This is a genomic window from Rhodococcus sp. B7740 (assembly GCF_000954115.1).
GTDB lineage: Bacteria > Actinomycetota > Actinomycetes > Mycobacteriales > Mycobacteriaceae > Rhodococcoides.
Genome location: NZ_CP010797.1, coordinates 1,947,768 through 1,973,853 on the forward strand (window position 1 = coordinate 1,947,768; position 26,086 = coordinate 1,973,853).

Below are 26,086 nucleotides of genomic sequence, written 5' to 3' on the forward strand. Positions count from 1 at the left end.
TCTCAACCGGGGTAGTCGGCCCGCCCACGAGCGCCTGCCACCGCGTCCGCCCACCACTCGAGCTGGTCGAGAAGACGCCCGAGGCCGTCGACGGCGGCTGCGTCGTCGATGCGTCCCGACTCGTCGAACCGCTTGCGCACCCGATGCAGCGACACGACGTCTCGGACGGAGACCATGTGCAGTTCGGCGGTGATCTGCCGTAGCTGTTCGGTGGCTCGAATTCCCCCGCCGAGCCCACCGTACGAGACGAATCCGACCGGCTTGCCACGCCACTCGTACTTCACCGTGTCCAGGGCGGTCTTCAACGCACCGGGCACGCCGTGGTTGTACTCGGGGGTGACGAACACGAAGGCGTCGGCGCCGCCGACGGTCCTGGTGAAGCGCTCGGAGTCCTCGCACGGAACGAGCGAGTTCGGCAGATCGAAATCGGCCAAGTCGACCTCGACCACCTCGACGGTGGCGCGTTCGGCGGCAACACCTCGAACCCAGGAAGCGACGGTCGGGCCCACTCGACCGGCGCGCACACTACCGACGACGACGGCGAGCTGTATCGGCTTCATCGCTCCGACAGTAGACCCGGGGGCGTTCGGTCAGCCCTCTCCCCCACAGCAACCGTCGCCGGTGATCGCCGATCTCACCTCGCGGGTGGCCGCGTTCCGGGCGGCCAGTTCGTCGGCCGGTGGATAGTCGACTCGAACCAAGGACAAGCCGTGCGCCGGAGCCACGGCCACCTCGCTCGCTCTCTCGCGGCGCGTCAACAGCGACTGCGCCCAGTCGGGAGTTCGCCGACCTTCCCCCACGGCCTGCATGGCACCGACGAGACTGCGGACCATCGACCAGCAGAATGCGTCGGCACTGACGTACGCGGTGAGTCGATCGCCGTCGCGCTCCCAGTCGAACCGCTGCAGTTCTCGAACGGTGGTCGCCCCGTCACGTCGCTTGCAGAACGCGGCGAAATCGTGCAGACCGATCAATCTCGCGGATGCCTCCTGCACCGCACCGAGATCGATGGGCCTCGGCCAGGAGACGACACCGGCCACGTCGAGGGGGTCGACGCCGTAGAGCGCCGTGCCGAATCGGTACTCGTAGTGCCTGCGGTAGGCCGAGAACCGCGCGTCGAAATCACGGGAGACGGTGCTGATGGCTCGTACTCGAACATCGGTGGGCAGAAACCGGGCCATTCGCCGGACCAGCCTGTCGTGATCGTCCGAAACGTCGACGGCATCGAAGTGCGCCACCTGACCCGTTGCGTGGACTCCCGCGTCGGTTCGGCCCGCCACGGTCAGCTCGATCCGTTGCCGCAGCACCGTGGTGAAGGCTTCTTCGAGCACTCCGCAGACGGTGCGGATGCCCGGTTGACGCGCCCACCCGGAGAAGTGCGTGCCGTCGTAGGAGATGTCGAGCCGAAATCTGGTGGGTACCGAAAAAGCGGGCCCGCCTTCCCCTGAGGGAATGGCGGGCCCGCTTCGATCGTGCTCGGAGCTCAAAAGGACTAGTCCTTCTTTGCTTCCTCGGCCTCGGGGGCGTCCGACGCGTGTGCGTCGTTGTCCTCGATGCCGTCGATGACTGCGTCGGCGTTGGCCACCTCGGCGTCGGTCGCGTCGGCTTCGACAGCCTCGACGACGTTCTCGTCGGTCGCGTCCTCGGCCGGAGCCTCGGTTGCGGCGGGAGCAGCCTGCGAAGCCTTCACGCGGCGTGCGCGATCTGCCTCGTTGGACACCGTCTGCTCGTTGACGAGCTCGATGATGGCCATCGGCGAGTTGTCACCCTTGCGGGGGACGGTCTTGATGATGCGTGTGTAGCCACCGTCGCGATCGGCGAAGAAAGGCCCGATCTCGGCGAACAGCTTGTGCACGACATCTTTGTTGTTGATCGTCTTGAGAACCTCACGACGATGCGCCAGGTCACCCTTTTTGGCGTGGGTGACGAGCTTCTCGGCGTGCGGACGAAGGCGCTTGGCCTTCGACTCGGTGGTGGTGATGCGGCCGTGCTCGAAGAGTGACGTCGCCAGGTTGGCCAGGATGGCCTTCTGGTGCGACGCCGACCCGCCGAGACGGCGGCCCTTGGTGGGCTTGGGCATGATGAATCTCCTAGTAAGAGCTCCAGCGAGCTGATTACAGCTGTTCTGTCTCGGCGTAGTCCTGCTCGGCACCTTCGGTGTCGCTGAAGGAGCCGGCGTCGGTGTCACTCCACGTGCCCGTGGTGGCGTCGTAGCCAGGCACGGTGCTCGGATCGAACGACGCGGGGCTGTCCTTGAGGGAGAGGCCGAGCGAATGCAGCTTGACCTTCACCTCGTCGATGGACTTCTGCCCGAAGTTACGGATGTCGAGCAGATCGGACTCGGTACGACCAACCAGCTCGCCGACGGTGTGAACACCCTCGCGCTTGAGGCAGTTGTAGGACCGGACGGTGAGGTCCAGATCCTCGATGGGGAGTCCGAAGGAAGCGATGTGATCGGCCTCGGCGGGCGAGGGTCCGATCTCGATGCCTTCTGCTTCGACGTTCAGCTCACGGGCGAGGCCGAAGAGCTCAACCAGGGTCTTGCCCGCAGAAGCGAGCGCGTCCCGCGCGGTGATGGAATTCTTGGTCTCCACATCGAGAACGAGCCGATCGAAGTCGGTGCGCTGTTCGACGCGGGTGGCCTCCACCTTGTAGGTGACCTTGAGCACGGGCGAGTAGATCGAGTCGACCGGAATACGGCCGATCTCGGCACCCGATGCCTTGTTCTGAACGGCGGGGACGTAGCCGCGACCGCGCTCGACGACGAGCTCGATCTCCAACTTGCCCTTGTCGTTCAGGGTCGCGATGTGCAGATCGGGGTTGTTCACCGTGACGCCGGCCGGAGGCACGATGTCGCCTGCGGTCACAGCGCCTGGGCCCTGCTTGCGGACGTACATGGTGACCGGTTCGTCTTCTTCGGAGCTCACCACGAGGCCCTTGAGGTTCAGGATGATGTCGGTGACATCTTCCTTGACTCCGGGGACGGTGGTGAATTCGTGGAGGACGCCGTCGATACGGATGCTGGTGACAGCAGCGCCGGGGATCGACGACAGCAGGGTGCGGCGGAGCGAGTTGCCGAGTGTGTAACCGAAGCCGGGCTCGAGCGGCTCGATGACGAATTTCGAGCGGTTGTCGGCGATGACCTCTTCGGTCAGCGTCGGGCGCTGTGAAATGAGCATTGTGTGTTCCTCCTGTACGGGCGTCCGCTATTTGACGCCCACGTGTGGAGGCGAAGACGCATGTGAGCCTCGCGGGGAGACTCACATGCGTGCCGCGCCTTACTTCGAGTAGTACTCGACGATGAGCTGCTCCTGGAGCGGCACGTCGATCTGTGCGCGCTCCGGCAACCTGTGAACCAGGATGCGAAGACGGTTGGGAACGACCTGCAGCCACGGGGCGACGGGACGGTCGCCGTAGCTTTCGCGGGCGATCTGGATCGGCAGTGTCTGAGCCGACTTCTCACGGACGTCGATGATGTCGTACTGCGAGACGCGGTAGCTGGGGATGTCGACGCGCTTGTTGTTCACCAGGAAGTGACCGTGCGTGACCAGCTGACGGGCCTGACGACGCGTACGTGCCAGTCCGGCGCGGTAGACGACGTTGTCGAGACGACTCTCGAGGATGGTCAGCAGGTTCTCGCCGGTCTTGCCGACGGTCCTGTTGGCTTCCTTGTAGTACAGACGGAACTGCTTCTCCATGACGCCGTAGGTGAAGCGAGCCTTCTGCTTCTCCTGCAGCTGGAGCAGGTACTCGCTCTCCTTGATCCGCGCGCGGCCGTGCTGGCCGGGCGGGTAGGGACGACGCTCGAACGCCTGGTCGCCTCCGACGAGGTCGACGCGCAGACGACGCGACTTGCGGGTGATAGGACCGGTATAACGTGCCATTTTCTAAACCTTTCCTTCCCGCTAGACCCGACGCCGCTTGGGCGGACGGCAGCCGTTGTGCGGCTGAGGGGTGACATCGGAGATGGTGCCGACCTCGAGGCCAGCGGCCTGAAGCGAGCGGATCGCGGTCTCACGGCCGGAGCCGGGACCCTTGACGAACACGTCGACCTTCTTGACGCCGTGCTCCTGTGCCTTGCGCGCAGCGTTCTCGGCTGCGAGCTGTGCGGCGAACGGAGTCGACTTGCGCGAGCCCTTGAAGCCCACGTGTCCCGAGGACGCCCACGAGATGACGTTTCCGGCGGGGTCGGTGATCGACACGATCGTGTTGTTGAACGTGCTCTTGATGTGCGCAGATCCGTGCGGGACGTTCTTCTTGTCCCTGCGACGCGTCTTCTGCGCCTTCTTCGGACCGGTACCGCGTGCTTTGGGGGGCATTACTTCGCCTTCTTCTTGCCGGCAATGGTGCGCTTGGGTCCCTTACGGGTACGCGCATTGGTCTTGGTGCGCTGTCCACGGACGGGCAGACCACGACGGTGGCGAAGACCCTGGTAGCAGCCGATTTCGATCTTGCGGCGGATGTCGGCCTGAACCTCGCGGCGCAGGTCGCCCTCGACCTTGAGGGACTCGTTGATGTAATCGCTGAGCTTGCGCAGATCGTCGTCGCCGAGATCCTTGCTTCGCAGGTCGGGGCTGACGCCCGTCGCTGTGAGGATTTCCTTCGAGCGGGTACGGCCGACGCCGTAGATGTAAGTCAGTGCGATCTCCATGCGCTTTTCGCGCGGCAGATCCACACCTGCGAGACGTGCCATGTGGCATTTCCTTTTCTTGTCCGGAGGTCTGCTCCCAGTCCGTCCCCTGTGTCCTTCTCACCGCTGGGGTGTGAAGCGTCTTTCAACCAACTCAGTGGGGCCCCGGCCTCCGTGCCGGGGGTATGCCGCAACGCGTGTGTCGCGGTTGGTGCTGGGAGGTCATCTTCTAGCTGTTGCCAAGCCGACGTGCGAAATGCTCGGTGGTTATCCCTGACGCTGCTTGTGACGCAGGTTGTCGCAGATCACCATGACGCGCCCGTTACGACGAATCACCTTGCACTTTTCGCAGATCTTCTTGACGCTCGGCTGAACCTTCACGTCGTTGATCTCCTGTGTGTAGCTCGGCCCCACTGCAGGCAGCGGCTCCGAGCATGGTTCCCCCCGACCGGACGTGGCCGGGGAAGCTCTTACTTGTAGCGGTAAACGATGCGTCCACGCGTGAGGTCGTAGGGCGAGAGCTCTACCACGACGCGATCCTCGGGAAGGATGCGAATGTAGTGCTGACGCATCTTTCCGCTGATGTGAGCGAGTACCTTGTGGCCGTTTTCGAGCTCAATGCGAAACATCGCATTGGGCAGCGGTTCGACAACTCGGCCCTCTACCTCGATAGCACCGTCTTTCTTGGCCATATCCTCCGCGATCCTGGCTCTCACACCTGGTTGATTGCATCTGTTTCCGTTACCGTGGTGCCCACTGACCGACCCGAATCGACGGGCCGACGTGTCGCCGGAACGGTTCGCAGGCCACCAGGGCACGCGAACATCCGGTACGCAGGGCGCACCGTCGATCCATGTTACCGGGTAATGCACGTCTGGCCAAATGCGTTCCGCATCCATGCTCCGGGTCAACGGTTGCCCCAGTTCGATTTCCTGAGCTAGCGTTCTGCCCGGCTGTATCCCAGCCGCACAACACGGGCCGTCCCGCCTGCCCTCGCAGCGGCGGCCGTGTCCGCGACGACGACCACGAGGCACCCCTCTTGAGCTCAGACACGCGCGCCGGCAACCCGGGCGTATCCGTCATCATTCCGGTTCACAACTCCAAGGATGTTCTCGACGATCAACTGCGAGCTCTCGCTCGACAGGATTACGAGCATCCCTTCACGGTGATCGTCAGCGACAACGGCTCGACCGACGGCCTTCGCGAACACATCGAGAACCATTGCCTCCGTGGAGCGCTCGACCTGCAGTACGTCGACGCTGCAGGATCCCCGGGCGCATCGTTCGCACGTAACAGAGGTGCAGACGCCGCCCGCAGCGACCTGCTCGCCTTCTGCGACGCGGACGACGCGGTCCACCCGAACTGGCTCCGGCGCATCGTCGCCGGCCTCGACGAGTACGACATCGTGGGTACCGGCCTGGAGACGGAGACGCTGAACTCCGCTGCCGTGCGCGCATCGACACCGTTCGCACCGCCCTCGGATCAGGGCAAGTCGACATTCCTACCGTTCGCCATCGGTGCCAGCATGGCGTGCCGCAGATCGACCTACGGCGAGCTCGGCGGCATGCTCGAGTACGTTCACGCCAGCGAGGACATGGAGTTCTCGTGGCGCGCACAGCACGCGGGATATCGACTGCATTTCATCGCCGAACCACTGGTGTCGTACCGACTTCGCACCGGACGTCGGGAGAACTGGAAGCAGGCAGGCGCGCTCGGCTACGGATCGGCTCACGTACGCGGACTCCACCGAGCACACGGCTGCCCGCCCTTCCGGGCCCGCTCGATCTCCATCGCCCTGCTGATGCTCGGCGTACGAAACCCGCTGCTTCCCACTGCAGTGACCAGGATGCCGACTCGACTCTGGCTTCGTCTGGTGGCTGCGCATCTCGGACTGGTCCGCGGCGGCAGACGCTACGGATCGCTGGCTTGGTGACCCTAGCTGGGTCGTAGTGTCAGGATCCGCGGCCCGTCCTCGGTGACGGCAACGGTGTGTTCCCAGTGCGCCGATCGGGATCCGTCCGTGGTCACGACCGTCCAGCCGTCGTCGAGAATGTCGGTGTCGTACGTGCCGAGGGTCAGCATGGGCTCGATTGCCAGAGTGGATCCGACGACCAGCTCCGGTCCCTTACCCGGCGCACCCTCGTTCGCGAGGAACGGGTCCATGTGCATCTCACGACCGATGCCATGACCGCCGTATCCGTCGACGATTCCGTACTTGCGGCCGTGCGCCTGCTCGGCCGCGTGGGTTCCGGATTCGATGGCGTGCGAGACGTCGGTGAGCCGATTGCCGGGAAGCATCGCGGCGATACCTGCCTCCATCGACAGCCTCGTCGCCTCGCTCAGCATCGCATCGGCTTCGATGATGTCGCCGACACCGAACGTCCACGCCGAGTCTCCGTGCCAACCGTCGAGAACCGCCCCACAGTCGATGGACACCAGATCGCCTGCGACCAGGAGCTCGTCTGCCGACGGAATGCCGTGCACCACACGGTCGTTGACCGACGAACAGATACTGCCGGTGAAGCCGTGGTAACCGAGGAACGACGGCACCGCACCGGCGTCACGGATGACGGCCTCGGCAACTCTGTCGAGCTCGAGCGTCGAGACACCGGGAACCGCCGCTGCCCGCACTGCCACCAGAGCAGCGCCGACGACCGCGCCGGCCGCAGCCATGGCGTCGAGTTCGCCAGCACTGCGGAACGGCACGACCTTCCGTTTACGGCCGAATGCCATTACTTGCCGTGGTCCTCGATGGACTTCAGCGCGCGAGCGTTGACCTCGTCCACCTCACCGATCGCGTCGACCGTCACGAGTTGGCCCTCGTAGTAATCGAGCAGTGGCGCGGTCTCGTCCCGGTACACCTTGAGTCGGTTCCGAATGACGTCTTCCTTGTCGTCCTCGCGTCCACGCGCGAGCATGCGTTCGACGACGACGTCCTCGTCGACGACGAACGAGAGTACGGCGTCGAGCTTCGCGTTCAGGTCCGCCAGGATGCCGACCAGTGCCTCGGCCTGACCCACCGAACGTGGGAAGCCGTCGAGCAGGAAGCCGTTCACGGCGTCGGGCTCGGAGAGGCGGCTGCGGACCATGTCGACGGTCAGCTCACTGGGAACGAGGTCGCCTGCATCGAGGTACTTCTTCGCCTCGAGTCCGAGCGGCGTCTTCTCACCGATGTTCGCGCGAAACAGGTCGCCGGTCGAGATGTGCGGAACGCCCAGCTTCTCGGACAGGAGGACGGCCTGGGTGCCTTTGCCGGCACCGGGGGGACCGAGCAGAACAAGTCTCACTTGAGGAACCCTTCGTAGTTACGCTGCATCAGCTGGCTTTCGATTTGCTTCACGGTATCCAGGCCGACGCTGACCATGATCAGCACGGCGGTGCCACCGAAGGGGAGGTTCTGTCCTCCACCCGAACTGCCGATGTCGAGGAACAGGTTCGGGAGCACGGCGATGGTGCCCAGGTAGACCGCGCCCGGCAACGTGATGCGACTGAGGACGTAGTTCAGATAGTCGGCGGTCGGCTTGCCCGGACGAATGCCCGGGATGAACCCGCCGAACTTCTTCATCTCGTCGGCGCGCTCTTCGGGGTTGAACGTGATCGCCACGTAGAAGTACGTGAAGAACACGATCAGACCGAAGAAGATCGCGATGTACACCGGGTTGGCCGGGTTCACCAGGTACTCGTTGATGATGCGCTGCCACCAGCTCGGATCGACCGCGGTGCTGGCCGAGGTGAGCTGGGCGATCAGGTTGGGCAGATACAGCAGCGAGGACGCGAAGATCACCGGGATGACGCCGGCCTGGTTGACCTTGAGCGGAAGGTAGGTGGAGGAGCCGCCGTACATCTTTCGACCGACCATGCGCTTGGCGTACTGGACGGGAATTCGGCGCTGACCCTGCTCGACGAACACCACGCCGGTGATGATCAGGAACGCTGCGAAGCAGACGAATCCGAACACCAGCCCACCGCGGCTCTCGAGGATCGAGTTGCCCTCGGAGGGGATACGCGAGGCGATTCCGGCGAAGATGAGCAGCGACATTCCGTTGCCGACGCCGCGCTCGGTGATGACCTCGCCGAACCACATCACGACGGCTGCACCTGCGGTCATGACGAGCACGATGATGACGAGGCCGAAGATGCTCTGGTCAGCGATGATGTCCTGCTGGCATCCCTGCAGAAGTTGGCCGCGGGAGGCGAGGGCCACCAGGCCGGTCGCCTGCAGGATGGCCAGCGCGATCGACAGGTAACGCGTGTACTGCGTCATCTTGGCCTGCCCCGACTGTCCCTCCTTGCGGAGTTCCTCGAACTTCGGGATGACGACGGTGAGCAGCTGCACGATGATGCTGGCGGTGATGTACGGCATGATGCCGATCGCGAACACCGAGAGCTGGAGGAGCGCTCCACCGGAGAACAGGTTGATCAGCGAGTAGATGCCCGCCGAGTCTCCACCGGAGACCTGGTCGATGCATGCTCGGACATTGGCGTAGTCGACACCCGGCGACGGCAGCGTGGCACCGAAGCGATACAGGGCCACCAGACCGAGCGTGAAGAGGATCTTCCGTCTCAGGTCAGGAGTCCTGAGGGCCGACACGAAGGCGGAAAGCAAAGATCCTCCTGGCACGACTGCGTTGACGCTGCGAGTGCTTCGTCAGGAGCGCAACCGGCGCTCCTGTGAGCCTCACGAGCATGGACTGCAGGCGACATGCATCGCCCGCATCGAAACGAACTTCTGTGAACTCTAGAACTCTAACAGTGCGTATCGAACCGCCCGACGGTCAGTGTTGGACCCTGTCCGTTCGGTCGAGTACGGCACGTGGTGCCGAGGCAACGATGGCCGCAGCTCAGCTGCGAGAGCTGTGGCTGCGGCCATCGTCACGAACTGCTGCTCGATGCGCTGCTACTCAACGCATCGGAGCAATGCTCATACCTCGGTTGCAGAACCGCCGGCAGCGGCGATCTTTTCCTTGGCGGAGCCCGTGAACTTGTTGGCCGAGATCTCGACCTTCACGGTCAGGTTTCCGTCGCCGAGAACCTTGACGGGCTCGTTCTTGCGAACGGCACCCTTGGCGATGAGCTCGGGGATACCGATCTGACCGCCCTCGGGGAACAGACGCTCGATGTCGCGCAGGTTCACGACCTGGAACACGACACGGTTGCGGTTGGTGAAGCCCTTGAGCTTCGGGAGCCGCATGTGGAGGGGCATCTGGCCACCCTCGAAACGTGCCGGCACGTTCTTGCGTGCGCCGGTTCCCTTGGTACCGCGACCTGCGGTCTTGCCACGCTTGCCACCTTCACCACGGCCGACACGAATCTTCGTCGACTTGGATCCGGCTGCGGGGCGCAGGTGGTGCAGTTTGATGGTCATGGTTAGACCTCCTCAACGATTACGAGGTGGCGCACCGTGTTGACCAGTCCGCGGTTCTGCGGGTTGTCCTCGCGGACGACCGTCTGGCGGATGCCCTTGAGCCCGAGAGTACGCAGGCTGTCACGCTGGTTCGCCTTCTGGCCGATGGTGCTCTTGATCTGGGTGACCTTCAGCTGAGCCATTACTTCACCGCTCCTGCCTGTGCGCGTGCGCGCAGCATTCCGGCGGGTGCAACCTCTTCGAGGGTCAGGCCGCGGCGAGCCGCAACTTCCTCGGGACGCTGCAGACCCTTGAGGGCTGCGACGGTCGCGTGCACGACGTTGATGGCGTTGTCGCTACCGAGCGACTTCGACAGCACGTCGTGGACACCGGCGCACTCGAGCACGGCACGCACCGCGCCACCGGCGATGACGCCGGTACCGGCACTGGCCGGACGCAACATGACGACGCCTGCTGCGGCTTCGCCCTGGATGGGGTGCGTGATGGTGCCGGCGATCATCGGGACGCGGAAGAAGCTCTTGCGAGCCTCCTCGACACCCTTCTGGATGGCCGCGGGAACTTCCTTGGCCTTGCCGTAGCCGACGCCGACCAGTCCGTTGCCGTCACCGACGATGACGAGGGCGGTGAAGCTGAAGCGTCGACCACCCTTGACCACCTTGGAGACGCGGTTGATCGTGACGACCTTCTCGATGAAGTTCGACTTGTCCGCAGCGTTGCCGCCACGGCCGTTGTCACGACGGTCACGACCGCCACCGCGGTTGTCGCCGCGCTGGTTGTTGTCGCCACCTGCGTTGGGGCCACTGTTCTGTCCGGCGGGGCCGCTTCCGCCGTCACGCCGTTGACGTCCCGGCATCAGGCTGTCCTTCCGTTGTCAGTCATTGTCATCATCAGAACGTCAACCCGCCTTCACGGGCTGCGTCTGCGAGTGCCGCGATGCGGCCGCTGTAGTTGTTGCCGCCGCGGTCGAACACGACTGCCTCGACGCCTGCTGCCTTCGCGCGGCTGGCGATGAGCTCGCCGACCTTCGCACTGACGGCCTTCTTGTCGCCCTCGAGGGCGCGCACATCGGCTTCGATGCTCGACGCGCTGGCCAGCGTGTGGCCGGCGAGGTCGTCGATCAACTGCACGTGGATGTGACGCGAGGACCGGTTGACGACCAAGCGGGGACGCTCGGGCGTGCCGGAGATCTTCTTGCGAAGGCGGAAGTGACGACGTGCCTTCGACAGGCGACGCTTCGTCGAGACGTCGGTGCCACGCGGAGTGCGCTTGACGACGTTCGCCTTGTCTGCTGTTTGCTGGCTCATATCACTTACCCGTCTTTCCGACCTTGCGGCGGATCACTTCACCCTCGTAGCGGATGCCCTTGCCCTTGTACGGGTCCGGACGCCGCAGACGACGAATGTTGGCAGAGATCTGACCGACCTTCTGCTTGTCGATGCCGACAACGGTGAATCGCGTGGGCGACTCGACCGTGAACGTGATGCCCTCGGGTGCTTCGATCAGCACGGGATGGCTGTAACCGAGTGCGAACTCGAGGTCCTTGCCCTTGAGTACGACGCGGTAACCGACGCCGTGAATCTCCATCTTGTTGGTGTAACCGTTGGTGACACCGGTGATGAGGTTCGCGACGAGAGTGCGCGACAGTCCGTGCAGTGCACGGCTCTTGCGCTCGTCATCGGGCCGGGTGACGGCGATGGTGCCGTCGTCGGCGCGAGCGATCTGGATGGGCTCGGCGACCGTCAGGCTCAGGGCACCCTTGGGGCCCTTGACCGCAACGTTCTGGCCGTCGATGGTGATATCGACTCCAGCGGGGACCGGTACCGGCAATTTTCCAATACGTGACATGGTGGTGGCCTCCCCTACCAGACGTAGGCGAGGACTTCTCCGCCCACACCCTGCTTGGCCGCCTGACGCTCCGTGAGCAGACCTGTGGACGTGGAGATGATCGCCACGCCCAGGCCGCCGAGAACCTTGGGCAGATTGGTGGATTTTGCGTATACCCGGAGACCGGGCTTGGAGACGCGTCGCACGCCGGCGAGGCTGCGCTCACGGCTCGGGCCGTACTTCAGATCGACGATGAGGGTCTTGCCCACCTCGGCGTCTTCCGTGCGGTAGTCGGAGATGTAGCCCTCGCGCTTGAGGATCTCGGCGATGTTCGCCTTGAGCTTCGAGTGGGGAAGCTTCACCTCGTCGTGGTACGCCGAATTGGCGTTGCGCAGACGGGTCAAGAAGTCTGCAATTGGATCGGTCATCGTCATGGTGTGACCTGTGCACCTTTCTCGCAGCGGTTCCCATGCAGCACGCGCGAGCTGGTGCCCCTGGATTCTCGAAAACCCGGCGGGCCTGGCTCGTCGCATCGTGGGCCTACAACGAAGTGAACATGTCCTGACCGACTGTTGCCGGTCAGGGGTTGCGCTCCAAGCAATGCATCGCTGCACTGCCCGGTGTTTCGAGCTTCCGCATTTCGATGCTGACGTGCGGAGAACTCGAGGTTGCGTTTCATTGCAAGGACTCGCGTGCAGGCACGACGAAGCCCGGGCAACCGCTCTAGTGTAGGCATCGCGCACCCGAAGACCAAATCGCCTTACCATTGCGCGACGGCTCGGGTCCAGTCGGACACCCCGGCGTCCACTTCTTCGCTAACGTCGGACCATGACGGACTCGAAGGCAGTCGATATCGATCACCTCACCCACACTCTGCGTGACCGCACCATCGCCGGGGTGACGATCGGGTGGGTCGACAACAACGGCATCGTCCGATCACGCACCGTGCCCACCGCAGAACTGACCGCCGTCGCACGTCGCGGCGTAGGAGTCACCGCGGTGTTCGCGGTGTTCGATTCGCACGACGGGATCACCTTCGCTCACGAGGGACTGTCGACGCCGTCCGGCGATGTTCGGTTGATTCCGGTGATCGACAACGCGTCGAGCGTGGTTCCACTTGCCGGCCAACCGGGGCTTGCCTGGGTACACGGCAGGCAGCTCTCCGCGGACGGCTCTCCCTGGCCCTACGACCAACGCGCTGTTCTCGAGCGGCAGGTGCAGAAGGCGTCCGATGCCGGTTTCGAGGTGCGGGCCGGATTCGAGATCGAGTTCGCCCTGACCCGGGAATCGGACGGACTGTCCGCCCATCGAGGACCTGCCTACTCCGCCAACGCGCTCCGCGATGTCGACGAATTCGTCGTATCGCTGCTGCACGCCCTGTCTGCGAACGGTGTGAGCATCGGTCAGATTCATGCCGAGTACGGCATGTCCCAGATCGAGATCGCGCTCGCGCCACTCGATCCCCTTGCTGCAGCCGATGCGCAAGTTCTCGCGCGGCAGACGATCCACTCTGCCGCCAAAGCTCACGGCCTGCGGGCGAGCTTCGCTCCCCTGCCCTCGTCCAGCAGTGCAGGCAACGGATGGCACCTGCACACGTCACTGGTTCGCGACGGGCACAACGCTCTCACCGGAGACGGAGAGCATGGATTGTCGGAGACCGGGCAGTCGTACATCGCGGGCCTGGTTCGAGAGCTGCCGGGACTCACTGCCGTCACCGCACCGAGTTCGGGATCCTTGCTCCGACGTCGACCCGGATACTGGGCCGGTGCCTTCGGGTTCTGGGGCGTCGAGAACCGCGAAGCGGCAGTACGGCTCGTACCCGGTTCTGCCCTCCTCGGTCCCGATCACACCAACGTCGAGTTGAAGGCGTGCGACGCTTCCGCCAACCCCTATCTGGCGCTTGCCGTCACCATCGCGGCCGGCATGTCGGGAGTGGCCGATTCGGCGACGTTGTCGCCACCGGTTCAGGAGGATGTGGGCGGCTGGGACGACGCCCGTCGCGACGCCGCCGGTATCTCCCCACTCGCGACGACCCATGACCGACAACGGGAGAACCTACTGTCGTCGGCGCTGGTCGCAGACGTGTTGGGCGAAGACCTTCTGGGCGCGTTCGTTGCCTGCCGGGACGCCGATGCAGCGTGGGCGGAGAGCCACACCGAGGACGAACTGCTCGAATCACTGCGCTGGATCTACTGACATGCTGCGACGGTTCCCCGGCGTCGGCGCAATCGTCTCTGCCCTCGACAGCGCTCTGCCACAACCGGATCAGCTCTGCGGACCGTTCTCGGCATCGATAGCGTCGACGGCCGTCGTGGGCGACGACGCACCGGACGTCACAGCACTCGCGATCGCATCGGGATCCGCGATCTGGCCGGGCGAGACCAATGCGGCCCGTCCGCCCGGAACGCCCCGGATCACCGACGGGTGGGATTGCCTACCGAGGGCCGCATCGATCGATGCGGCCGGGACCACAGCGACAGGTCTTGCGACGGGCATCGAGACGGCGACCGGAGGACGCGTCGTGGTGGTTCCGATCGTGGGGCCCGGTTCCGACGGGCTACGACTGCTCCTGACCCGCCTGGCCGACGTGCAGTTCCGGTTCGGCCTGGTTGCGAATGTGCACACCGAGGACCTGACCGAATTCGATTGGAGCGTAGGACATTTCGTGACCGTCCTGGGAATGGACACCGTCGAGGACGTGGTTGCGATTGCCGATACCTATCGAGAGCTCGGAGTCGCGGGCATGCCGGCCGGATGTCGAACCGTTCCCACCGACACTCTCGCGTCTGCGATGTCCGAACGTGGCCTGCTCCTTCTCGTCGACAACGACGACCGTTCTGCCGCACTGGATCTGACTCGGTCACTCGATCTACGAAACGACGTGTGGTCGGTCTGAGACGGGAGGCCTGAGCAAACGCGAAATGGGCGTGGGTTCCTTTCGGAACCCACGCCCATCAGCGTGGTGTGGTGAAGCCCGGAGGCCTCAGATCACCAGGAGCTCTTGCGAACTCCGGGAAGCTCTCCGGCGTGTGCCATCTCGCGCACGCAGATACGGCAGAGGCCGAACTTGCGGAACACGGAATGGGGACGGCCGCAGCGGTTGCAGCGAGTGTATGCACGCACCGCGAACTTCGGCTTCTTGTTGGCCTTGTTGACCAATGCCTTCTTCGCCATGGACTCAGTTCTCCTTGAACGGGAAGCCGAGGTGCTTGAGCAGCGCGCGGCCTTCTTCGTTGTTGGTTGCGGTGGTTACTACGGTGATGTCCATGCCGCGCGGACGATCGATCTTGTCCACGTCGATCTCGTGGAACATCGACTGCTCGTTGAGGCCGAACGTGTAGTTTCCGTTGCCGTCGAACTGCGTGCCCGAGAGGCCGCGGAAGTCCCTGATTCGGGGAAGGGCAATGGAGACCAGACGGTCGAGGAACTCCCACATGCGGTCGCCACGGAGGGTGACGCGTGCGCCGATGGGCATTCCTTCGCGCAGCTTGAACTGTGCGATGGACTTGCGTGCCTTGCGGATCTCCGGCTTCTGGCCGGTGATGGCAGCGAGGTCGGCAACTGCACCGTTGATCAGCTTGGCGTCACGGGCGGCGTCGCCGACACCCATGTTGACGACGACCTTGACGATGCCGGGGATCTGCATGACGTTCTCGTATGCAAATTCGGTGTTCAGGGCGTCTTTGATCTCGGCGCGGTAGCGCGCCTTGAGGCGGGGCTGTTCGCCCGCGATGTTTTCGGTGGTAGTCATCTCAGATGTCCTTCCCGTTCTTCCGGGAAACACGAACGCGCTTGCCGGTTTCTTCATCGGTCCGGTAGCCCACGCGAGTGGGGTTGCCGTCCGAGTCGACCACTGCGACATTCGATACGTGGATCGGGGCTTCCTGGGTGACGATTCCACCCGAGGATGCGCCGCGCTGGTTGGCGGAGACCGCAGTGTGCTTCTTGATGCGGTTCACACCCTCGACCAGAACCTTGGAGTCAGCGGGGTAGGCCTGAATGACCTTGCCCTTGGCACCCTTGTCCTTGCCTGCGATCACGAGAACGGTGTCGCCCTTGTGCACCTTCATTTACAGCACCTCCGGGGCGAGCGAGACGATCTTCATGAACTTCTTCTCACGCAACTCACGGCCGACCGGGCCGAAGATACGAGTTCCACGGGGATCGTTGTCCGGCTTGATCAGCACCGCAGCGTTCTCGTCGAAACGGATGTACGAGCCATCCGGACGGCGACGCTCCTTGATGGTGCGGACGATGACGGCCTTGACGACCTCACCCTTCTTGATGTTTCCACCGGGAATGGCGTCCTTCACCGTAGCTACGATGATGTCGCCGATTCCGGCGTAGCGACGTGACGAACCACCGAGAACGCGGATGCAAAGGATTTCCTTCGCGCCCGTGTTATCAGCGACGCGTACTCGCGACTCCTGCTGAATCACTAACTTCTCCTTGACCTGGATGTACGTACGTGCCGGATTTCCGTCCCGACACGCGCGGTCGGCTGCTGGGTACGGGCACACGAAGGCACACCGCTGCCACAGGCAACCGGTCAAGTGTAGGGGAACGGGTCCCAGGCATCCAAATCGTCGTCACCGGGCCACCCGCCGTCACCTGCGCCCTTCGGGGCAATCGGTACGGTTCTGGGGATGGGACATCTTCGGATCGACGGGGCGCGGCGATGACGTCGGAGCGCGACGACACCGCGTGGTGGTCGAGTCTGCCCCTGGACCGGGTCGTGCGCATCCACGGGGTCACCGAGCGTGATCTCGCCGAATCCGTGAACCCTCTACCGGTGGACGCACCTGCGATCGTGTTCTTCGCGATCGATCCCACGACGGCCGATCGTGCCGTCGATCTCGCCGATGCAGTGGTCACGGAACTCGAGAACGCCGCCGTCGATTCGGTTCCGCTGTGGCTCACCGACTTCGACCATCACTCCGGCTCGTCGTCGTTGGATCGACGCGCTGCTCGCGTCGCCGCCGCTCGGCTCGGTGCCGACACCGCACACTTCGGCCCCTACGTCGGGGCTCTGGCAAACGCAGCCGTCGCGGGGAGTGCGCCGCGTCGAGCCGCATTCACCGTCGAAACTCGCGCAGCAGGCTCGACCCGAATACTTGCCTCGGCTCGTCGAAGAAGCCTCGCTGCGCTCGTGTTGGTCGTGCCGGCCGGAACGGATGCCGGAGTCGTCGGGACAGCTGCGGAATGGCTGTGCACGCACGCCGGTGCAGCGGTGTGGGTGACGGGCGACGGGGCGTCGAACATGGACCGGTTCCGGTCCGTGGCGGTACACGCGCCCGCCGTGCCCGCTGGGGTCGAGACCGTGGTCGATCGGTTCCGACCCCTGAGCTATCCGCCGATCGCCGGACATCCGCACCCGGCCAGCGATCCGGAGCAGCGCTTGTATCGAGCGCTGGACGTGCACGACTGGGCTGCGGGGCGGGAGCACAATCGTTCGATCCGGCTCGGCGAGCTCGGCCGACCGTTCACGGTCGACGTACTGTGGCGCACCGAGAAGATCGTCGTGGAAATCGACGGCAACGAGCACCGCGCCGTCGACCGCTTCGCCGAGGACCGCGTGCGCGACAACCAACTGCAGACACACGGCTACATGGTGTTGCGCTTCACCAACGCTCAGGTGATCGACGATCCGCAACGTGCGGTAGCTACCATCCGCGAGGCAGTATCGAGAAGACGATCGAAGGGGGATCCTCGATGAGTACCGAAGACCTGAACGGGACCGAGGCGGCAGTGCTGCTGGTCCTGATGGCCGAGGCAAGTCCGGTCAAGAATTCCGAACTCAAAGCGATGGGCCCCGAGCTCGCGAAGCCGTCCCGCGACAAGCTGAAGAACGCCGGTCTCGTCGAAGTGAATTCGTCCGTGCGACCGATGACTCTCGAACTCACCGACAAGGGATGGCGGGTCTGCGGCGAACTCATCGGTGGAGAACCACCGGCTCGATCGACCGGCGCGGGCAAGGCAATGTTCACCGTGTTGGCGGGGTTGCGACGGTGGCTCGATCGCACCGACGCCCGCCCGGCGGATGTGTTCTCGCCGCGAACAGAGGAGCCCGAACCCGTCGAGAAGACCGAGACCGCGGTCGACATCGAAGCCTCGATTCGCGCGGCCTACGCCGGGCTCGCCCGCGAACCCGGCAGCACCGTCCGACTGTCCAGATTGCGAAACGAGTTGCGCGACATACCCAGAACCGATCTGGACGACGCTCTCGCGCGCCTGCGTCGCGCCCCGGACGTCTCGTTGATACCGGAGGAAAATCAGAAGACGCTGACCGACGAGGAACGCGCCGCGGCCGTCGTCGTCGGAAATCAGCAGAACCACCTTCTCTCGATCGAACCATGATGGGCGTTGAGTCGACGATGACGGACAGCGAGCAGATCCGAGCTCTCGAATCGGTGCGGCTGAGTTGGGCACCGACACCCGACGACGTGTGGCGTTCTCAGTCGAACGTGCACGTACCGGGGATGCACGAACGCGTGTTCCTCGAGGTGATGAACGCGTACGACGACGCGGACGCCTCCGACGACGCGAGTCCGCTCGGCGTCGTCGTGCGCGGCCCGGCCGGTTCGGGCAAGACGCACCTGCTCGGCCAGGTGCGAGAAGAAGTACAGCTCAAGGGCGGGTACTTCTTCCTGATCAGGTTGCTCGACGCCGCCGGATTCTGGCGTTCGACGCTGATGGGGATGCTCGACGACCTGATGCGTCCGTCCGGCCGAGGATCGGACAGCCAGCTCGGGCTGTTGCTTCGACGGCTCTGCGAGATCGGCGACATCGCCGAGGATCAGCGCGCGAAGATCATGGGCGAGAGCATGATCGACGCGGATACGCTCAACGATTTCGTCACTGCGGTGTACAAGGTTCACCCGCGCCATCGACGGACGTCGCAGCACACGCTGCGCGCGCTGGTGCTGTCCATCGCCCCCGATTCGGCCGTTCAGGATCTGGGCGACGCCTACCTGCAGTCGATCGACGACGTCGATCCCGACGAGTTCTCGGCCTGGGGCATCCGCCGGGCCGAGCTCGGCCATCAGGGCATCGCCGAGAACATCTCGCGTCTGCTCGCCATCACCGGTCCGACCATCCTCGCGATCGATCAGATCGACACGCTCGTGGCGCAGTCTCGTACCGGATCGGATCAGGAGTTCGCCGACGCGCAGGAAGACAAGGTCGTCGAACAGCTCGCACACGGCTTGATGTCGCTGCGCGAGACCCTCCCCCGTACTGCCTCGGTGCTCTCCGCGCTGTCGAGCGCCTGGGAACTGATTGCCGCACGTGGAGTCGCGCCGATGCGTGACCGCTTCCGAGTCACCCAGTCGCTCAAGCCGATTCCCTCCTCGGACATCGGTCGCCTGCTACTCGGACGACGGCTGGCCGCGTGCTTCCTCGAGGCCGGGTTCACGCCACCGCACCCGACGTGGCCGGTCGCGCCCGACGCGTTCGAGCAGGCCCCGGATTTCACTCCGCGCCAGCTTCTCATCGCCGTCGATCGGCACATCAGGCACTGCCTCGACACCGGCGTCGCGTCGGAGTTGGAGAGCTTCACCGACAGATCCGGTCCTACCGATGCGCCCGACCTGCCCACGGCGCGGGTCAACGAACTCGATGCGCTCGACGATCGCTACGAGCAACTTCGTGGACAGGTCGACGTCTCCGTTCCGTTGCGACCCGACAGCGAGGACTCGATCGTTCCCGCACTGTTGTCCGCGGGTCTGACGGCGTGGATTCACGAGCATCAGTCGTCCGACGACAGCCTGGCCCAGGATCCGCCGCCGAGCGGCAAGCCGGCGCTGCACGCCCGCCTGCGTCACACCGTCGACACCGACACCGACGACGAAGAGCACTGGTGCTTCCGCGCCGTGACGTCCGGCAACGCGCGGGCCGCGTTGGCCCGAGTCGAGCGGGCCGTGACGACGGCGGGCCTGCGCGTCGACATGCCGAGGCGACGGCTGATCCTGATCAGGAACGACCCGTGGCCGAACGGCGCGAAAACCGAGCAGACGATCGCGGCCCTGCACCGCGCCGGTGGCGTCGTGGTGCCCCTCGGGGACGAGGACCGCAGGGCGCTGGCGGCATTGTCGATCCTGTTGGCCGAGAACTCCCCCGCGCTCACGTCCTGGTTGCTCGCACGCAAGCCGGCGCACGATGTCGAATTGTTCTCTGCGGTGCTGCCTGCAGTCAGTGTCGTGGACGACGACACCGCCCTCATCGAACCGGAAGCGACACCCTCCGTACCGGAGTCGTCGACGAGCCGGAAGCCGTCCATCGTCGTCGGTGCCGAGGTCAGCACCGGTGCCGATGTCGCCATTCCACTCGAGGCGCTGCGCAAGCACACGGCGATCTTCGCGGGATCCGGCTCGGGAAAGACCGTTCTGATTCGCCGGCTGGTGGAAGAATGTGCCCTACAAGGTGTTTCGGCGATCGTGCTGGACGTCAACAACGACCTGGCTCGGCTGGGCACCGCGTGGCCCGAGGACGAGAGGACGTGGCCACCGGGTGACGAGGCCAAGGCGACGGCGTACCTTCGCGACACCGACGTCGTGGTGTGGACCCCGCGCAAGTCGGCCGGCCGCCCGCTCAGCTTCCAGCCGCTACCCGACTTCGCCAGTGTCGTCGGCGACGCGGACGAGTTCGAGGCCTCCATCGAGTCCGCTTTGGCCTCGCTCGAACCGGCCGCGGGTGTACTCGGGACGTCACAGAAGGCCAAACATGGTCGGGCCGTGCTGAAATCGGCCCTCGACCAGTTCGGTCGTCGTTCGCGGGGCGGGGATCTGTCCGACTTCATCGACCTGTTGGAAGAATTCCCCGAGGACGCGAGCGAAATGCGCGATGCGGTACGCATCGCTGCCGGACTGGCCGAGAATCTCAAGGCCGCCGCCGCGAACGATCCGATGTTCGCAGGCGCGGGCACGCCGGTCGACCCAGCTGTGCTGCTGACGCCGGCCGAGGGCAAGAAGGCTCGGGTATCGGTGATCAATCTCGCGGGGCTGACCACCGACGAGCAGAAGCAGAGTTTCGTCAATCAACTCCAGATGGGGTTGTTCGCCTGGATCAAGAAGAATCCGGCGGGCGACCGGCCACTCGGGGGATTGTTCGTGATGGACGAGGCGCAGAATTTCGCACCCTCCGACCGGAGCACAGCGGCAACGCACAGCACCCTGGCCCTGGCGTCGCAGGCCAGAAAGTACGGACTGGGACTGGTGTTCGCCACGCAGTCCCCGAAAGGCCTGCACAATCGCATCGCGGGCAATGCGTCCACGCAGTTCTACGGTCTGCTCAACAGTCCATCGCAGGTCGACGCAGCCAAGGAGATGGCGCGGGTGAAGGGTGGCTCGGTTCCGGACGTCGGACGCCTGCCCGCCGGTCAGTTCTACGCGGCTGTGGAAGGCGCCGAATTCCGACGCACCGCCACTCCCCTGTGCCTGTCCTACCATCCGAAGAGTCCGCCGACCGAGGAAGAGGTCATCGAGCTGGCGCGACAGCCCTGACGCCATGACAGTGGCACACTGGATTCGGTGAAAACCCTCGCTCGCGGGGAGAACTGCCCCGCTCCGGCCGGTCCTCTGACGGTCACGCTCACGGCATCGACCTCGGTGGACGTCTCCGCGCTGCTGCTGGGTCCGAACGGTCGGGTGCGTTCGGACGCGGACCTGGTGTTCTACAACCAGCCCTCCGCCTCGGGCGTCGAGTATCGCCGCACCCCCACCGGTCACCTGCTGATGTTCGACGCCGCTGCCGTCCCCGCCGGCGTCGACACCGTGGCCGTGGCTGCGTCCCTCGACGGAACGGGACCCGCGACGTTCGCGGCCGCGGGCCCGACTGCGGTGACGGTGTCCGATGCGTCGGACACGGCACTGGTCGGCTTCACTGCCGATGCACTCGGCGACGAGAGCGCGCTGGTGTGTCTGGAGTTCTATCGGCGCGGCGAGCAGTGGAAGATCCGCGCCGTCGGCCAGGGATACGCCGATGGCCTGGCCGGTTTGGCCACGGCGTTCGGCATCAGCATCGACGAGGACGACCCGACGCCCGACCCGACGGCCTCCGTCGAGCAACCTCTCCGTCCCACGCAGTCACCTGCGTCGTCCACCGATTCATCAGCCCCTCGAGGAGTTCTGGCCATGAGAAGTGAACTGTTCGCGCCCGCTCACGCCGAGGTTCCCGGTTCGGGTATCCAGAAGCAGGGCAGCAAGATGTGCCGCATCGGGATGAACGGCGAGGTGATGGCCCGGGCCGGTTCGATGGTGGCGTATCAGGGCAATCTGCAGTTCGAGGCGAAGGGGTCCGGTGGGATCGGCCGGGCTCTGAAACAGGCGCTCTCGGGTGAGGGTGTTCCTCTGATGAAGGTCACCGGTCAGGGCGACCTCTTTCTCGCCAACGCCGCTCAGGACGTTCATCTCATCGACCTGGACGGCACGGACGGGTTGACCATCAACGGTGCCAATGTGCTGGCTTTCGAGAGTTCGCTGAGCTACGACATCAAGCGGGTGCAGGGTGCCGCGGCAGGCGGCAATGCCGGATTCTTCAACTGCGTGTTCTCCGGACGCGGCCGGATCGCCATCACCACGGACGGGGTTCCGGTGGTGCTGAACGTCGACCAGCCGACCTTCGCGGATCCACAGGCTGCGGTCGCGTGGTCGTCGTCCTTGCAGACGAGAGTCAAGAAGAACGATTCGTTCGGACTCGGCACGCTGATCGGTCGGACGACGGGTGAGCGCTTCACCCTCGAGTTCTCGGGTCAGGGATTCGTCGTGGTTCAGCCGTCGGAGCAGCCGCCGGGTGGCCTGGTCGGTGGCAGCGGCAGCGGGGAGCAGGCCGGGGTCGGCGGCGCGCTCGGAGGATTGCTGGGCAGGTAGGGCCGCACACCGGAACGCAAAATGCCCGCTCCCAGGAAGGGAGCGGGCATTTGTCTGCAGGTACTACTTGGCCTTTTCGAGAACCTCGACCAGTCGCCAGTGCTTCGTGGCAGACAGCGGGCGGGTCTCCATGAGCTGAACGCGATCGCCTACGCCGGCGTCGCCCTTCTCGTCATGTGCCTTGACCTTGGTGGTGCGACGGATGATCTTGCTGTAGAGGGGGTGCTTGACCCTGTCCTCGAGCTCGACCACGATCGTCTTCTCCATCTTGTCGGATACGACGTAGCCGATCCGGACCTTACGGTTGTTGCGCTCTTCAGTCACAGTCTTTTCCTCGCTCATGCCGCGTCACCTGCAGTGTCCTCGGAAGGACCAGATGCCAAGCCGAGCTCACGCTCGCGCAGGACGGTGTAGATGCGCGCGATCTCGTGACGGACGGTGCGCAGTCGACGGTTGTTGTCCAACTGGCCGGTAGCCATCTGGAAACGAAGGTTGAACAGCTCTTCCTTCGACTCACGCAGCTTGGTGACCAGCTCTTCACCGGTGAGCTCGCGGAGCTCTGCGGCTGGGGTTCCGGTAGCCATCAGAACTGCTCCTCCCTGGTGATGATGCGTGCCTTGATGGGCAGCTTGTGGATGGCGCGAGTCAGTGCCTCACGCGCGATGGTCTCGTCGGGGTACGACAGCTCGAAGAGCACGCGACCCGGCTTGACGTTCGCGATCCACCACTCGGGCGAACCCTTACCGGAACCCATGCGGGTCTCGGCAGGCTTCTTGGTGAGCGGGCGGTCCGGGAAGATGTTGATCCAGACCTTGCCGCCACGCTTGATGTGGCGAGTGATCGCGATACGAGCGGACTCGATCTGACGGTTGGTGATGTAGGCGGGCTCGAGAGCCTGGATGCCGTAATCACCGAATGTCACCTGAGTTCCGCCCTTGGCGGCACCCGAACGCTTCGGGTGGTGCTGCTTGCGGTGCTTGACCCGGCGGGGGATCAACATGCGTCAGCCCTCCTGAGTGGGCTCGGTCGAGGCCGGAGCCTCGGTTGCGGATGCCGCGCGGCCGGCCTCGGTGCTGGTCGCCGTGGTGCCCGAGGCACCGCTGCGACGCGGACGAGTGGGACGCTCACGACGGGGACGGTCTGCACCGGCGGCCGGAGCCGCAGCGGCGGCGAGTTCACGCCGTCCGCCGACGATGTCGCCCTTGTAGATCCAGACCTTCACGCCGATACGGCCGAAGGTGGTCTTGGCCTCGTACAGCCCGTAGTCGATGTCGGCACGGAGCGTGTGCAGGGGAACGCGTCCCTCGCGGTAGAACTCCGAGCGAGACATTTCAGCGCCACCGAGACGGCCGGAGCACTGAACACGAATGCCCTTGACGTTGGGCTGACGCATGGCCGACTGGATGGCCTTGCGCATTGCCCGACGGAATGCGACGCGGTTGCTGAGCTGCTCGGCAACACCCTGAGCCACGAGCTGAGCTTCGGACTCGGCGTTCTTGACCTCGAGGATGTTGAGCTGAACCTGCTTGCCGGTCAGCTTCTCGAGAGCTCCGCGGATGCGGTCGGCCTCGGCACCACGGCGACCGATGACGATGCCCGGGCGTGCCGTGTGGATGTCCACGCGAACACGGTCACGGGTGCGCTCGATCTCGACCTTCGCGATGCCTGCGCGCTCCATGCCGGTGGCAAGAAGCTTGCGGATCTCGACGTCTTCCTTGACGTACTCCGAGTACTGCTTGTCTGCGTACCAACGCGACTTCCAGTCAGTGGTGATACCCAAGCGGAAGCCGTGCGGGTTGATTTTCTGACCCACTACTGAGCCCCTTCCTTGGACGCCTGGCCCTTACGACGGTTACGAGACGTTCCGCCGGTCTTGGGCAGGCTTTCGACGATCACCGTGATGTGGCTGGTGCGCTTGCGGATCCGGAATGCCCGGCCCTGAGCGCGCGGCTGGAATCGCTTGAGGGTTGCACCCTCGTCGACGAATGCAGTGGCGACGATCAGTGTGCTGGGATCGAGATCCAGGTTGTTCTCGGCGTTGGCCGCTGCGGACGCGATCACCTTGGCGACCGGCTCGCTCGCTGCCTGCGGCGCGAACTTGAGGATGTTGAGCGCGTCCTCGACGGAGCGCCCGCGAACCAGATCCACGACGCGACGTGCCTTCATCGGCGTGACGCGAACGTGCTTCGCTACGGCCTTGGCAGTCGGATTGGCGGTGGGGGTGAAGTTGGTCATCGCCTCTTCGCCTTCCGGTCGTCCTTGATGTGACCCTTGAACGTGCGGGTCGGTGCGAACTCCCCGAGCTTGTGGCCGACCATGGAGTCGGACACGAACACCGGTACGTGCTTGCGACCGTCGTGGACGGCGAAAGTGTGACCGATGAAGTCGGGCAGGATTGTCGATCGACGGGACCAGGTCTTGATGACCTGCTTGGTTCCCTTGTCGTTCTGGACGTCAACCTTCGCGAGGAGGTGATCGTCTACGAACGGGCCTTTCTTCAGGCTGCGTGGCATTCTGAACTCCCTCCTAGCGCTTGTTCTTGCCGGTACGACGACGACGGACGATCAGCTTGTCGCTCGCCTTGTTCTTGCGGGTACGGCCTTCCGGCTGTCCCCAGGGGCTGACCGGGTGGCGTCCACCGGAGGTCTTGCCCTCGCCGCCACCGTGCGGGTGGTCGACCGGGTTCATCACGACACCACGAACGGTCGGGCGCTTGCCCTTCCAGCGCATGCGGCCGGCCTTGCCCCAGTTGATGTTCGACTGCTCGGCGTTGCCGACCTCGCCGACGGTTGCGCGGCAGCGCACGTCGACGCGACGGATCTCACCGGACGGCATACGCAGCGTGGCGTAGGGGCCTTCCTTACCGAGGAGCTGGATGCTCGCTCCAGCGGAGCGGGCCATCTTCGCGCCTCCACCCGGACGAAGCTCGACCGCGTGGATGGTCGTACCCGTCGGGATGTTGCGCAGGGGCAGGTTGTTGCCGGGCTTGATGTCGGCATTGGCACCCTGCTCGATCGGCGATCCCTGGGCGATGCCCTTGGGTGCGACGATGTAGCGCTTCTCGCCGTCTGCGAAGTGCAGCAGTGCGATGTTCGCGGTGCGGTTGGGGTCGTACTCGATGTGAGCGACCTTGGCCGGCACGCCGTCCTTGTCGTTGCGACGGAAATCGATGAGACGGTACGCACGCTTGTGACCGCCACCCTTGTGCCGGGTGGTGATGCGACCGTGTGCGTTACGTCCACCGCGGCCGTGCAGCGGGCGGATCAGCGACTTCTCGGGGGTCGAACGCGTGATCTCAGCGAAATCGGAAACGCTGGAGCCACGACGGCCCGGGGTTGTCGGCTTGTATTTACGGATTGCCATGAGTCTTCTCGTCCTCTATATCCGAAGAGTCCCAGCCGC

The 26,086-nt window shown here is 64.6% G+C and carries 36 protein-coding genes; 7 read left to right on the plus strand and 29 right to left on the minus strand.

Features of this window, described 5'->3' with window-relative positions; translation table 11 throughout:
* Nucleotides 1–2: 2 nt before the first annotated feature.
* The 9 genes from NY08_RS08985 to infA all read right to left on the minus strand — a co-directional run bounded on the left by NY08_RS08985 (nucleotide 3) and on the right by infA (nucleotide 5,322).
* Entirely contained in the window at nucleotides 3–560 is a 558-nt protein-coding gene (locus tag NY08_RS08985; protein ID WP_032397525.1) for an NADPH-dependent FMN reductase, read from the minus strand.
* A 30-nt stretch (nucleotides 561–590) separates the two neighbouring features.
* A complete protein-coding gene (gene truA / locus NY08_RS08990; RefSeq protein WP_045195940.1) occupies nucleotides 591–1,487 on the minus strand; it encodes a tRNA pseudouridine(38-40) synthase TruA in 897 nt (298 codons plus the stop codon).
* Nucleotides 1,488–1,492: 5 nt separating this feature from the next.
* On the minus strand, nucleotides 1,493–2,080 hold the full coding sequence (rplQ, locus tag NY08_RS08995) for a 50S ribosomal protein L17 (protein WP_032397527.1): 588 nt from the start codon (nucleotides 2,078–2,080) through the stop codon (nucleotides 1,493–1,495).
* Nucleotides 2,081–2,114: 34 nt separating this feature from the next.
* Entirely contained in the window at nucleotides 2,115–3,179 is a 1,065-nt protein-coding gene (locus NY08_RS09000; protein WP_008718222.1) for a DNA-directed RNA polymerase subunit alpha, read from the minus strand.
* 99 nt (nucleotides 3,180–3,278) lie between these two features.
* A complete protein-coding gene (rpsD, locus tag NY08_RS09005) occupies nucleotides 3,279–3,884 on the minus strand; it encodes a 30S ribosomal protein S4 (protein WP_032397528.1) in 606 nt (201 codons plus the stop codon).
* A gap of 21 nt (nucleotides 3,885–3,905) precedes the next feature.
* Nucleotides 3,906–4,319 (minus strand): 30S ribosomal protein S11, encoded by a 414-nt coding sequence (rpsK, locus tag NY08_RS09010; protein ID WP_027496331.1) that lies wholly within the window; start codon nucleotides 4,317–4,319, stop codon nucleotides 3,906–3,908.
* Nucleotides 4,319–4,693: a 30S ribosomal protein S13 gene (gene rpsM, locus NY08_RS09015; RefSeq protein ID WP_008718227.1), complete on the minus strand. Its 375-nt coding sequence runs from the start codon at nucleotides 4,691–4,693 to the stop codon at nucleotides 4,319–4,321. The genes rpsK and rpsM overlap by 1 nt, the downstream gene beginning before the upstream one ends.
* Nucleotides 4,694–4,897: 204 nt before the next feature.
* Entirely contained in the window at nucleotides 4,898–5,011 is a 114-nt protein-coding gene (gene rpmJ / locus NY08_RS09020; protein WP_025347279.1) for a 50S ribosomal protein L36, read from the minus strand.
* A gap of 89 nt (nucleotides 5,012–5,100) precedes the next feature.
* Nucleotides 5,101–5,322, minus strand: a complete 222-nt coding sequence (infA, locus tag NY08_RS09025) for a translation initiation factor IF-1 (protein ID WP_005140011.1) — start codon at nucleotides 5,320–5,322, stop codon at nucleotides 5,101–5,103.
* A gap of 347 nt (nucleotides 5,323–5,669) precedes the next feature.
* On the opposite strand from infA, the gene NY08_RS09030 reads away from it, so the two are divergent.
* Nucleotides 5,670–6,563 (plus strand): glycosyltransferase, encoded by an 894-nt coding sequence (locus NY08_RS09030; RefSeq protein ID WP_045195942.1) that lies wholly within the window; start codon nucleotides 5,670–5,672, stop codon nucleotides 6,561–6,563.
* A gap of 2 nt (nucleotides 6,564–6,565) precedes the next feature.
* On the opposite strand, the gene map is transcribed toward NY08_RS09030, so the two are convergent.
* The 9 genes from map to rpsH form a co-directional block, all read right to left on the minus strand.
* Complete coding sequence (gene map / locus NY08_RS09035; protein WP_032397529.1) at nucleotides 6,566–7,363, minus strand: type I methionyl aminopeptidase; 798 nt, start codon at nucleotides 7,361–7,363, stop codon at nucleotides 6,566–6,568.
* Complete coding sequence (locus tag NY08_RS09040) at nucleotides 7,363–7,917, minus strand: adenylate kinase (RefSeq protein ID WP_032397530.1); 555 nt, start codon at nucleotides 7,915–7,917, stop codon at nucleotides 7,363–7,365. The genes map and NY08_RS09040 overlap by 1 nt, the downstream gene beginning before the upstream one ends.
* A complete protein-coding gene (secY, locus tag NY08_RS09045; RefSeq protein WP_032397531.1) occupies nucleotides 7,914–9,236 on the minus strand; it encodes a preprotein translocase subunit SecY in 1,323 nt (440 codons plus the stop codon). Before secY ends, NY08_RS09040 begins: the two co-directional genes overlap by 4 nt.
* A gap of 315 nt (nucleotides 9,237–9,551) precedes the next feature.
* Nucleotides 9,552–9,995, minus strand: a complete 444-nt coding sequence (gene rplO, locus NY08_RS09050; RefSeq protein ID WP_032397532.1) for a 50S ribosomal protein L15 — start codon at nucleotides 9,993–9,995, stop codon at nucleotides 9,552–9,554.
* Nucleotides 9,996–9,997: 2 nt separating this feature from the next.
* Entirely contained in the window at nucleotides 9,998–10,177 is a 180-nt protein-coding gene (gene rpmD / locus NY08_RS09055) for a 50S ribosomal protein L30 (RefSeq protein ID WP_032397533.1), read from the minus strand.
* A complete protein-coding gene (gene rpsE, locus NY08_RS09060) occupies nucleotides 10,177–10,848 on the minus strand; it encodes a 30S ribosomal protein S5 (RefSeq protein ID WP_032397534.1) in 672 nt (223 codons plus the stop codon). Before rpsE ends, rpmD begins: the two co-directional genes overlap by 1 nt.
* Nucleotides 10,849–10,882: 34 nt before the next feature.
* Entirely contained in the window at nucleotides 10,883–11,299 is a 417-nt protein-coding gene (gene rplR / locus NY08_RS09065) for a 50S ribosomal protein L18 (RefSeq protein ID WP_032365631.1), read from the minus strand.
* Between the two features lies 1 nt (nucleotide 11,300).
* Complete coding sequence (gene rplF / locus NY08_RS09070) at nucleotides 11,301–11,840, minus strand: 50S ribosomal protein L6 (RefSeq protein ID WP_032397535.1); 540 nt, start codon at nucleotides 11,838–11,840, stop codon at nucleotides 11,301–11,303.
* A 14-nt stretch (nucleotides 11,841–11,854) separates the two neighbouring features.
* Nucleotides 11,855–12,253: a 30S ribosomal protein S8 gene (gene rpsH / locus NY08_RS09075; protein ID WP_008718266.1), complete on the minus strand. Its 399-nt coding sequence runs from the start codon at nucleotides 12,251–12,253 to the stop codon at nucleotides 11,855–11,857.
* A gap of 394 nt (nucleotides 12,254–12,647) precedes the next feature.
* Between rpsH and NY08_RS09080 the strand changes: the two genes are divergently transcribed.
* Complete coding sequence (locus NY08_RS09080) at nucleotides 12,648–14,015, plus strand: glutamine synthetase family protein (protein WP_045195948.1); 1,368 nt, start codon at nucleotides 12,648–12,650, stop codon at nucleotides 14,013–14,015.
* A 1-nt stretch (nucleotide 14,016) separates the two neighbouring features.
* A complete protein-coding gene (locus NY08_RS09085) occupies nucleotides 14,017–14,715 on the plus strand; it encodes a DUF6885 family protein (protein WP_045195950.1) in 699 nt (232 codons plus the stop codon).
* 92 nt (nucleotides 14,716–14,807) lie between these two features.
* Here the strand turns inward: NY08_RS09085 and NY08_RS09090 are convergent, their stop codons facing one another.
* Genes NY08_RS09090 through rplN form a run of 4 tightly spaced genes read right to left on the minus strand, consistent with a single transcriptional unit; the run spans nucleotide 14,808 to nucleotide 16,258 of the window.
* Nucleotides 14,808–14,993 carry a type Z 30S ribosomal protein S14 gene (locus tag NY08_RS09090; RefSeq protein ID WP_008718273.1) on the minus strand — a complete coding sequence of 62 codons (186 nt, stop codon included), beginning with the start codon at nucleotides 14,991–14,993 and terminating at the stop codon, nucleotides 14,808–14,810.
* A 4-nt stretch (nucleotides 14,994–14,997) separates the two neighbouring features.
* On the minus strand, nucleotides 14,998–15,570 hold the full coding sequence (gene rplE, locus NY08_RS09095; protein ID WP_008718275.1) for a 50S ribosomal protein L5: 573 nt from the start codon (nucleotides 15,568–15,570) through the stop codon (nucleotides 14,998–15,000).
* Nucleotide 15,571: 1 nt separating this feature from the next.
* A complete protein-coding gene (gene rplX, locus NY08_RS09100) occupies nucleotides 15,572–15,889 on the minus strand; it encodes a 50S ribosomal protein L24 (RefSeq protein WP_032397537.1) in 318 nt (105 codons plus the stop codon).
* Nucleotides 15,890–16,258, minus strand: a complete 369-nt coding sequence (gene rplN, locus NY08_RS09105) for a 50S ribosomal protein L14 (RefSeq protein WP_032397538.1) — start codon at nucleotides 16,256–16,258, stop codon at nucleotides 15,890–15,892.
* Between the two features lie 239 nt (nucleotides 16,259–16,497).
* On the opposite strand from rplN, the gene NY08_RS09110 reads away from it, so the two are divergent.
* Genes NY08_RS09110 through NY08_RS09125 form a run of 4 tightly spaced genes read left to right on the plus strand, consistent with a single transcriptional unit; the run spans nucleotide 16,498 to nucleotide 22,684 of the window.
* On the plus strand, nucleotides 16,498–17,535 hold the full coding sequence (locus tag NY08_RS09110) for an endonuclease domain-containing protein (RefSeq protein WP_045195952.1): 1,038 nt from the start codon (nucleotides 16,498–16,500) through the stop codon (nucleotides 17,533–17,535).
* Complete coding sequence (locus tag NY08_RS09115) at nucleotides 17,532–18,176, plus strand: hypothetical protein (protein WP_032397540.1); 645 nt, start codon at nucleotides 17,532–17,534, stop codon at nucleotides 18,174–18,176. The genes NY08_RS09110 and NY08_RS09115 overlap by 4 nt, the downstream gene beginning before the upstream one ends.
* Before the next feature lie 17 nt (nucleotides 18,177–18,193).
* Nucleotides 18,194–21,319 carry an ATP-binding protein gene (locus NY08_RS09120; RefSeq protein WP_045200043.1) on the plus strand — a complete coding sequence of 1,042 codons (3,126 nt, stop codon included), beginning with the start codon at nucleotides 18,194–18,196 and terminating at the stop codon, nucleotides 21,317–21,319.
* A 27-nt stretch (nucleotides 21,320–21,346) separates the two neighbouring features.
* Complete coding sequence (locus tag NY08_RS09125; protein ID WP_045195954.1) at nucleotides 21,347–22,684, plus strand: AIM24 family protein; 1,338 nt, start codon at nucleotides 21,347–21,349, stop codon at nucleotides 22,682–22,684.
* A 63-nt stretch (nucleotides 22,685–22,747) separates the two neighbouring features.
* Here the strand turns inward: NY08_RS09125 and rpsQ are convergent, their stop codons facing one another.
* Genes rpsQ through rplB form a run of 7 tightly spaced genes read right to left on the minus strand, consistent with a single transcriptional unit; the run spans nucleotide 22,748 to nucleotide 26,047 of the window.
* Nucleotides 22,748–23,026 carry a 30S ribosomal protein S17 gene (rpsQ, locus tag NY08_RS09130; RefSeq protein ID WP_032397542.1) on the minus strand — a complete coding sequence of 93 codons (279 nt, stop codon included), beginning with the start codon at nucleotides 23,024–23,026 and terminating at the stop codon, nucleotides 22,748–22,750.
* Nucleotides 23,023–23,268, minus strand: coding sequence for a 50S ribosomal protein L29 (rpmC, locus tag NY08_RS09135; protein WP_027496314.1), 246 nt, complete (start codon nucleotides 23,266–23,268; stop codon nucleotides 23,023–23,025). Before rpmC ends, rpsQ begins: the two co-directional genes overlap by 4 nt.
* Nucleotides 23,268–23,684 (minus strand): 50S ribosomal protein L16, encoded by a 417-nt coding sequence (gene rplP / locus NY08_RS09140; RefSeq protein ID WP_027496313.1) that lies wholly within the window; start codon nucleotides 23,682–23,684, stop codon nucleotides 23,268–23,270. Before rplP ends, rpmC begins: the two co-directional genes overlap by 1 nt.
* A gap of 3 nt (nucleotides 23,685–23,687) precedes the next feature.
* On the minus strand, nucleotides 23,688–24,497 hold the full coding sequence (rpsC, locus tag NY08_RS09145; RefSeq protein ID WP_027496312.1) for a 30S ribosomal protein S3: 810 nt from the start codon (nucleotides 24,495–24,497) through the stop codon (nucleotides 23,688–23,690).
* Nucleotides 24,497–24,919 (minus strand): 50S ribosomal protein L22, encoded by a 423-nt coding sequence (gene rplV / locus NY08_RS09150; RefSeq protein ID WP_037188319.1) that lies wholly within the window; start codon nucleotides 24,917–24,919, stop codon nucleotides 24,497–24,499. The genes rpsC and rplV overlap by 1 nt, the downstream gene beginning before the upstream one ends.
* Nucleotides 24,916–25,197, minus strand: a complete 282-nt coding sequence (rpsS, locus tag NY08_RS09155) for a 30S ribosomal protein S19 (protein ID WP_008718309.1) — start codon at nucleotides 25,195–25,197, stop codon at nucleotides 24,916–24,918. Before rpsS ends, rplV begins: the two co-directional genes overlap by 4 nt.
* A gap of 13 nt (nucleotides 25,198–25,210) precedes the next feature.
* Complete coding sequence (gene rplB / locus NY08_RS09160) at nucleotides 25,211–26,047, minus strand: 50S ribosomal protein L2 (protein WP_008718311.1); 837 nt, start codon at nucleotides 26,045–26,047, stop codon at nucleotides 25,211–25,213.
* Between the last annotated feature and the right edge of the window lie 39 nt (nucleotides 26,048–26,086).

What these genes read in the sequence shown, in the direction of transcription:
- NY08_RS08985 (WP_032397525.1), bottom strand. Translation starts at nt 560, where the DNA reads ATGAAGCCGATACAGCTCGCCGTCGTCGTCGGTAGTGTGCGCGCCGGT.
- rplQ (WP_032397527.1), bottom strand. Translation starts at nt 2,080, where the DNA reads ATGCCCAAGCCCACCAAGGGCCGCCGTCTCGGCGGGTCGGCGTCGCAC.
- NY08_RS09000 (WP_008718222.1), bottom strand. Translation starts at nt 3,179, where the DNA reads ATGCTCATTTCACAGCGCCCGACGCTGACCGAAGAGGTCATCGCCGAC.
- rpsD (WP_032397528.1), bottom strand. Translation starts at nt 3,884, where the DNA reads ATGGCACGTTATACCGGTCCTATCACCCGCAAGTCGCGTCGTCTGCGC.
- rpsK (WP_027496331.1), bottom strand. Translation starts at nt 4,319, where the DNA reads ATGCCCCCCAAAGCACGCGGTACCGGTCCGAAGAAGGCGCAGAAGACG.
- rpsM (WP_008718227.1), bottom strand. Translation starts at nt 4,693, where the DNA reads ATGGCACGTCTCGCAGGTGTGGATCTGCCGCGCGAAAAGCGCATGGAG.
- infA (WP_005140011.1), bottom strand. Translation starts at nt 5,322, where the DNA reads ATGGCCAAGAAAGACGGTGCTATCGAGGTAGAGGGCCGAGTTGTCGAA.
- map (WP_032397529.1), bottom strand. Translation starts at nt 7,363, where the DNA reads ATGGCATTCGGCCGTAAACGGAAGGTCGTGCCGTTCCGCAGTGCTGGC.
- rplO (WP_032397532.1), bottom strand. Translation starts at nt 9,995, where the DNA reads ATGACCATCAAACTGCACCACCTGCGCCCCGCAGCCGGATCCAAGTCG.
- rpmD (WP_032397533.1), bottom strand. Translation starts at nt 10,177, where the DNA reads ATGGCTCAGCTGAAGGTCACCCAGATCAAGAGCACCATCGGCCAGAAG.
- rpsE (WP_032397534.1), bottom strand. Translation starts at nt 10,848, where the DNA reads ATGCCGGGACGTCAACGGCGTGACGGCGGAAGCGGCCCCGCCGGACAG.
- rplR (WP_032365631.1), bottom strand. Translation starts at nt 11,299, where the DNA reads ATGAGCCAGCAAACAGCAGACAAGGCGAACGTCGTCAAGCGCACTCCG.
- rplF (WP_032397535.1), bottom strand. Translation starts at nt 11,840, where the DNA reads ATGTCACGTATTGGAAAATTGCCGGTACCGGTCCCCGCTGGAGTCGAT.
- rpsH (WP_008718266.1), bottom strand. Translation starts at nt 12,253, where the DNA reads ATGACGATGACCGATCCAATTGCAGACTTCTTGACCCGTCTGCGCAAC.
- NY08_RS09080 (WP_045195948.1), top strand. Translation starts at nt 12,648, where the DNA reads ATGACGGACTCGAAGGCAGTCGATATCGATCACCTCACCCACACTCTG.
- NY08_RS09085 (WP_045195950.1), top strand. Translation starts at nt 14,017, where the DNA reads ATGCTGCGACGGTTCCCCGGCGTCGGCGCAATCGTCTCTGCCCTCGAC.
- NY08_RS09090 (WP_008718273.1), bottom strand. Translation starts at nt 14,993, where the DNA reads ATGGCGAAGAAGGCATTGGTCAACAAGGCCAACAAGAAGCCGAAGTTC.
- rplE (WP_008718275.1), bottom strand. Translation starts at nt 15,570, where the DNA reads ATGACTACCACCGAAAACATCGCGGGCGAACAGCCCCGCCTCAAGGCG.
- rplX (WP_032397537.1), bottom strand. Translation starts at nt 15,889, where the DNA reads ATGAAGGTGCACAAGGGCGACACCGTTCTCGTGATCGCAGGCAAGGAC.
- NY08_RS09110 (WP_045195952.1), top strand. Translation starts at nt 16,498, where the DNA reads ATGACGTCGGAGCGCGACGACACCGCGTGGTGGTCGAGTCTGCCCCTG.
- NY08_RS09115 (WP_032397540.1), top strand. Translation starts at nt 17,532, where the DNA reads ATGAGTACCGAAGACCTGAACGGGACCGAGGCGGCAGTGCTGCTGGTC.
- NY08_RS09120 (WP_045200043.1), top strand. Translation starts at nt 18,194, where the DNA reads ATGACGGACAGCGAGCAGATCCGAGCTCTCGAATCGGTGCGGCTGAGT.
- rpsQ (WP_032397542.1), bottom strand. Translation starts at nt 23,026, where the DNA reads ATGAGCGAGGAAAAGACTGTGACTGAAGAGCGCAACAACCGTAAGGTC.
- rpmC (WP_027496314.1), bottom strand. Translation starts at nt 23,268, where the DNA reads ATGGCTACCGGAACCCCAGCCGCAGAGCTCCGCGAGCTCACCGGTGAA.
- rplP (WP_027496313.1), bottom strand. Translation starts at nt 23,684, where the DNA reads ATGTTGATCCCCCGCCGGGTCAAGCACCGCAAGCAGCACCACCCGAAG.
- rplV (WP_037188319.1), bottom strand. Translation starts at nt 24,919, where the DNA reads ATGACCAACTTCACCCCCACCGCCAATCCGACTGCCAAGGCCGTAGCG.
- rpsS (WP_008718309.1), bottom strand. Translation starts at nt 25,197, where the DNA reads ATGCCACGCAGCCTGAAGAAAGGCCCGTTCGTAGACGATCACCTCCTC.
- rplB (WP_008718311.1), bottom strand. Translation starts at nt 26,047, where the DNA reads ATGGCAATCCGTAAATACAAGCCGACAACCCCGGGCCGTCGTGGCTCC.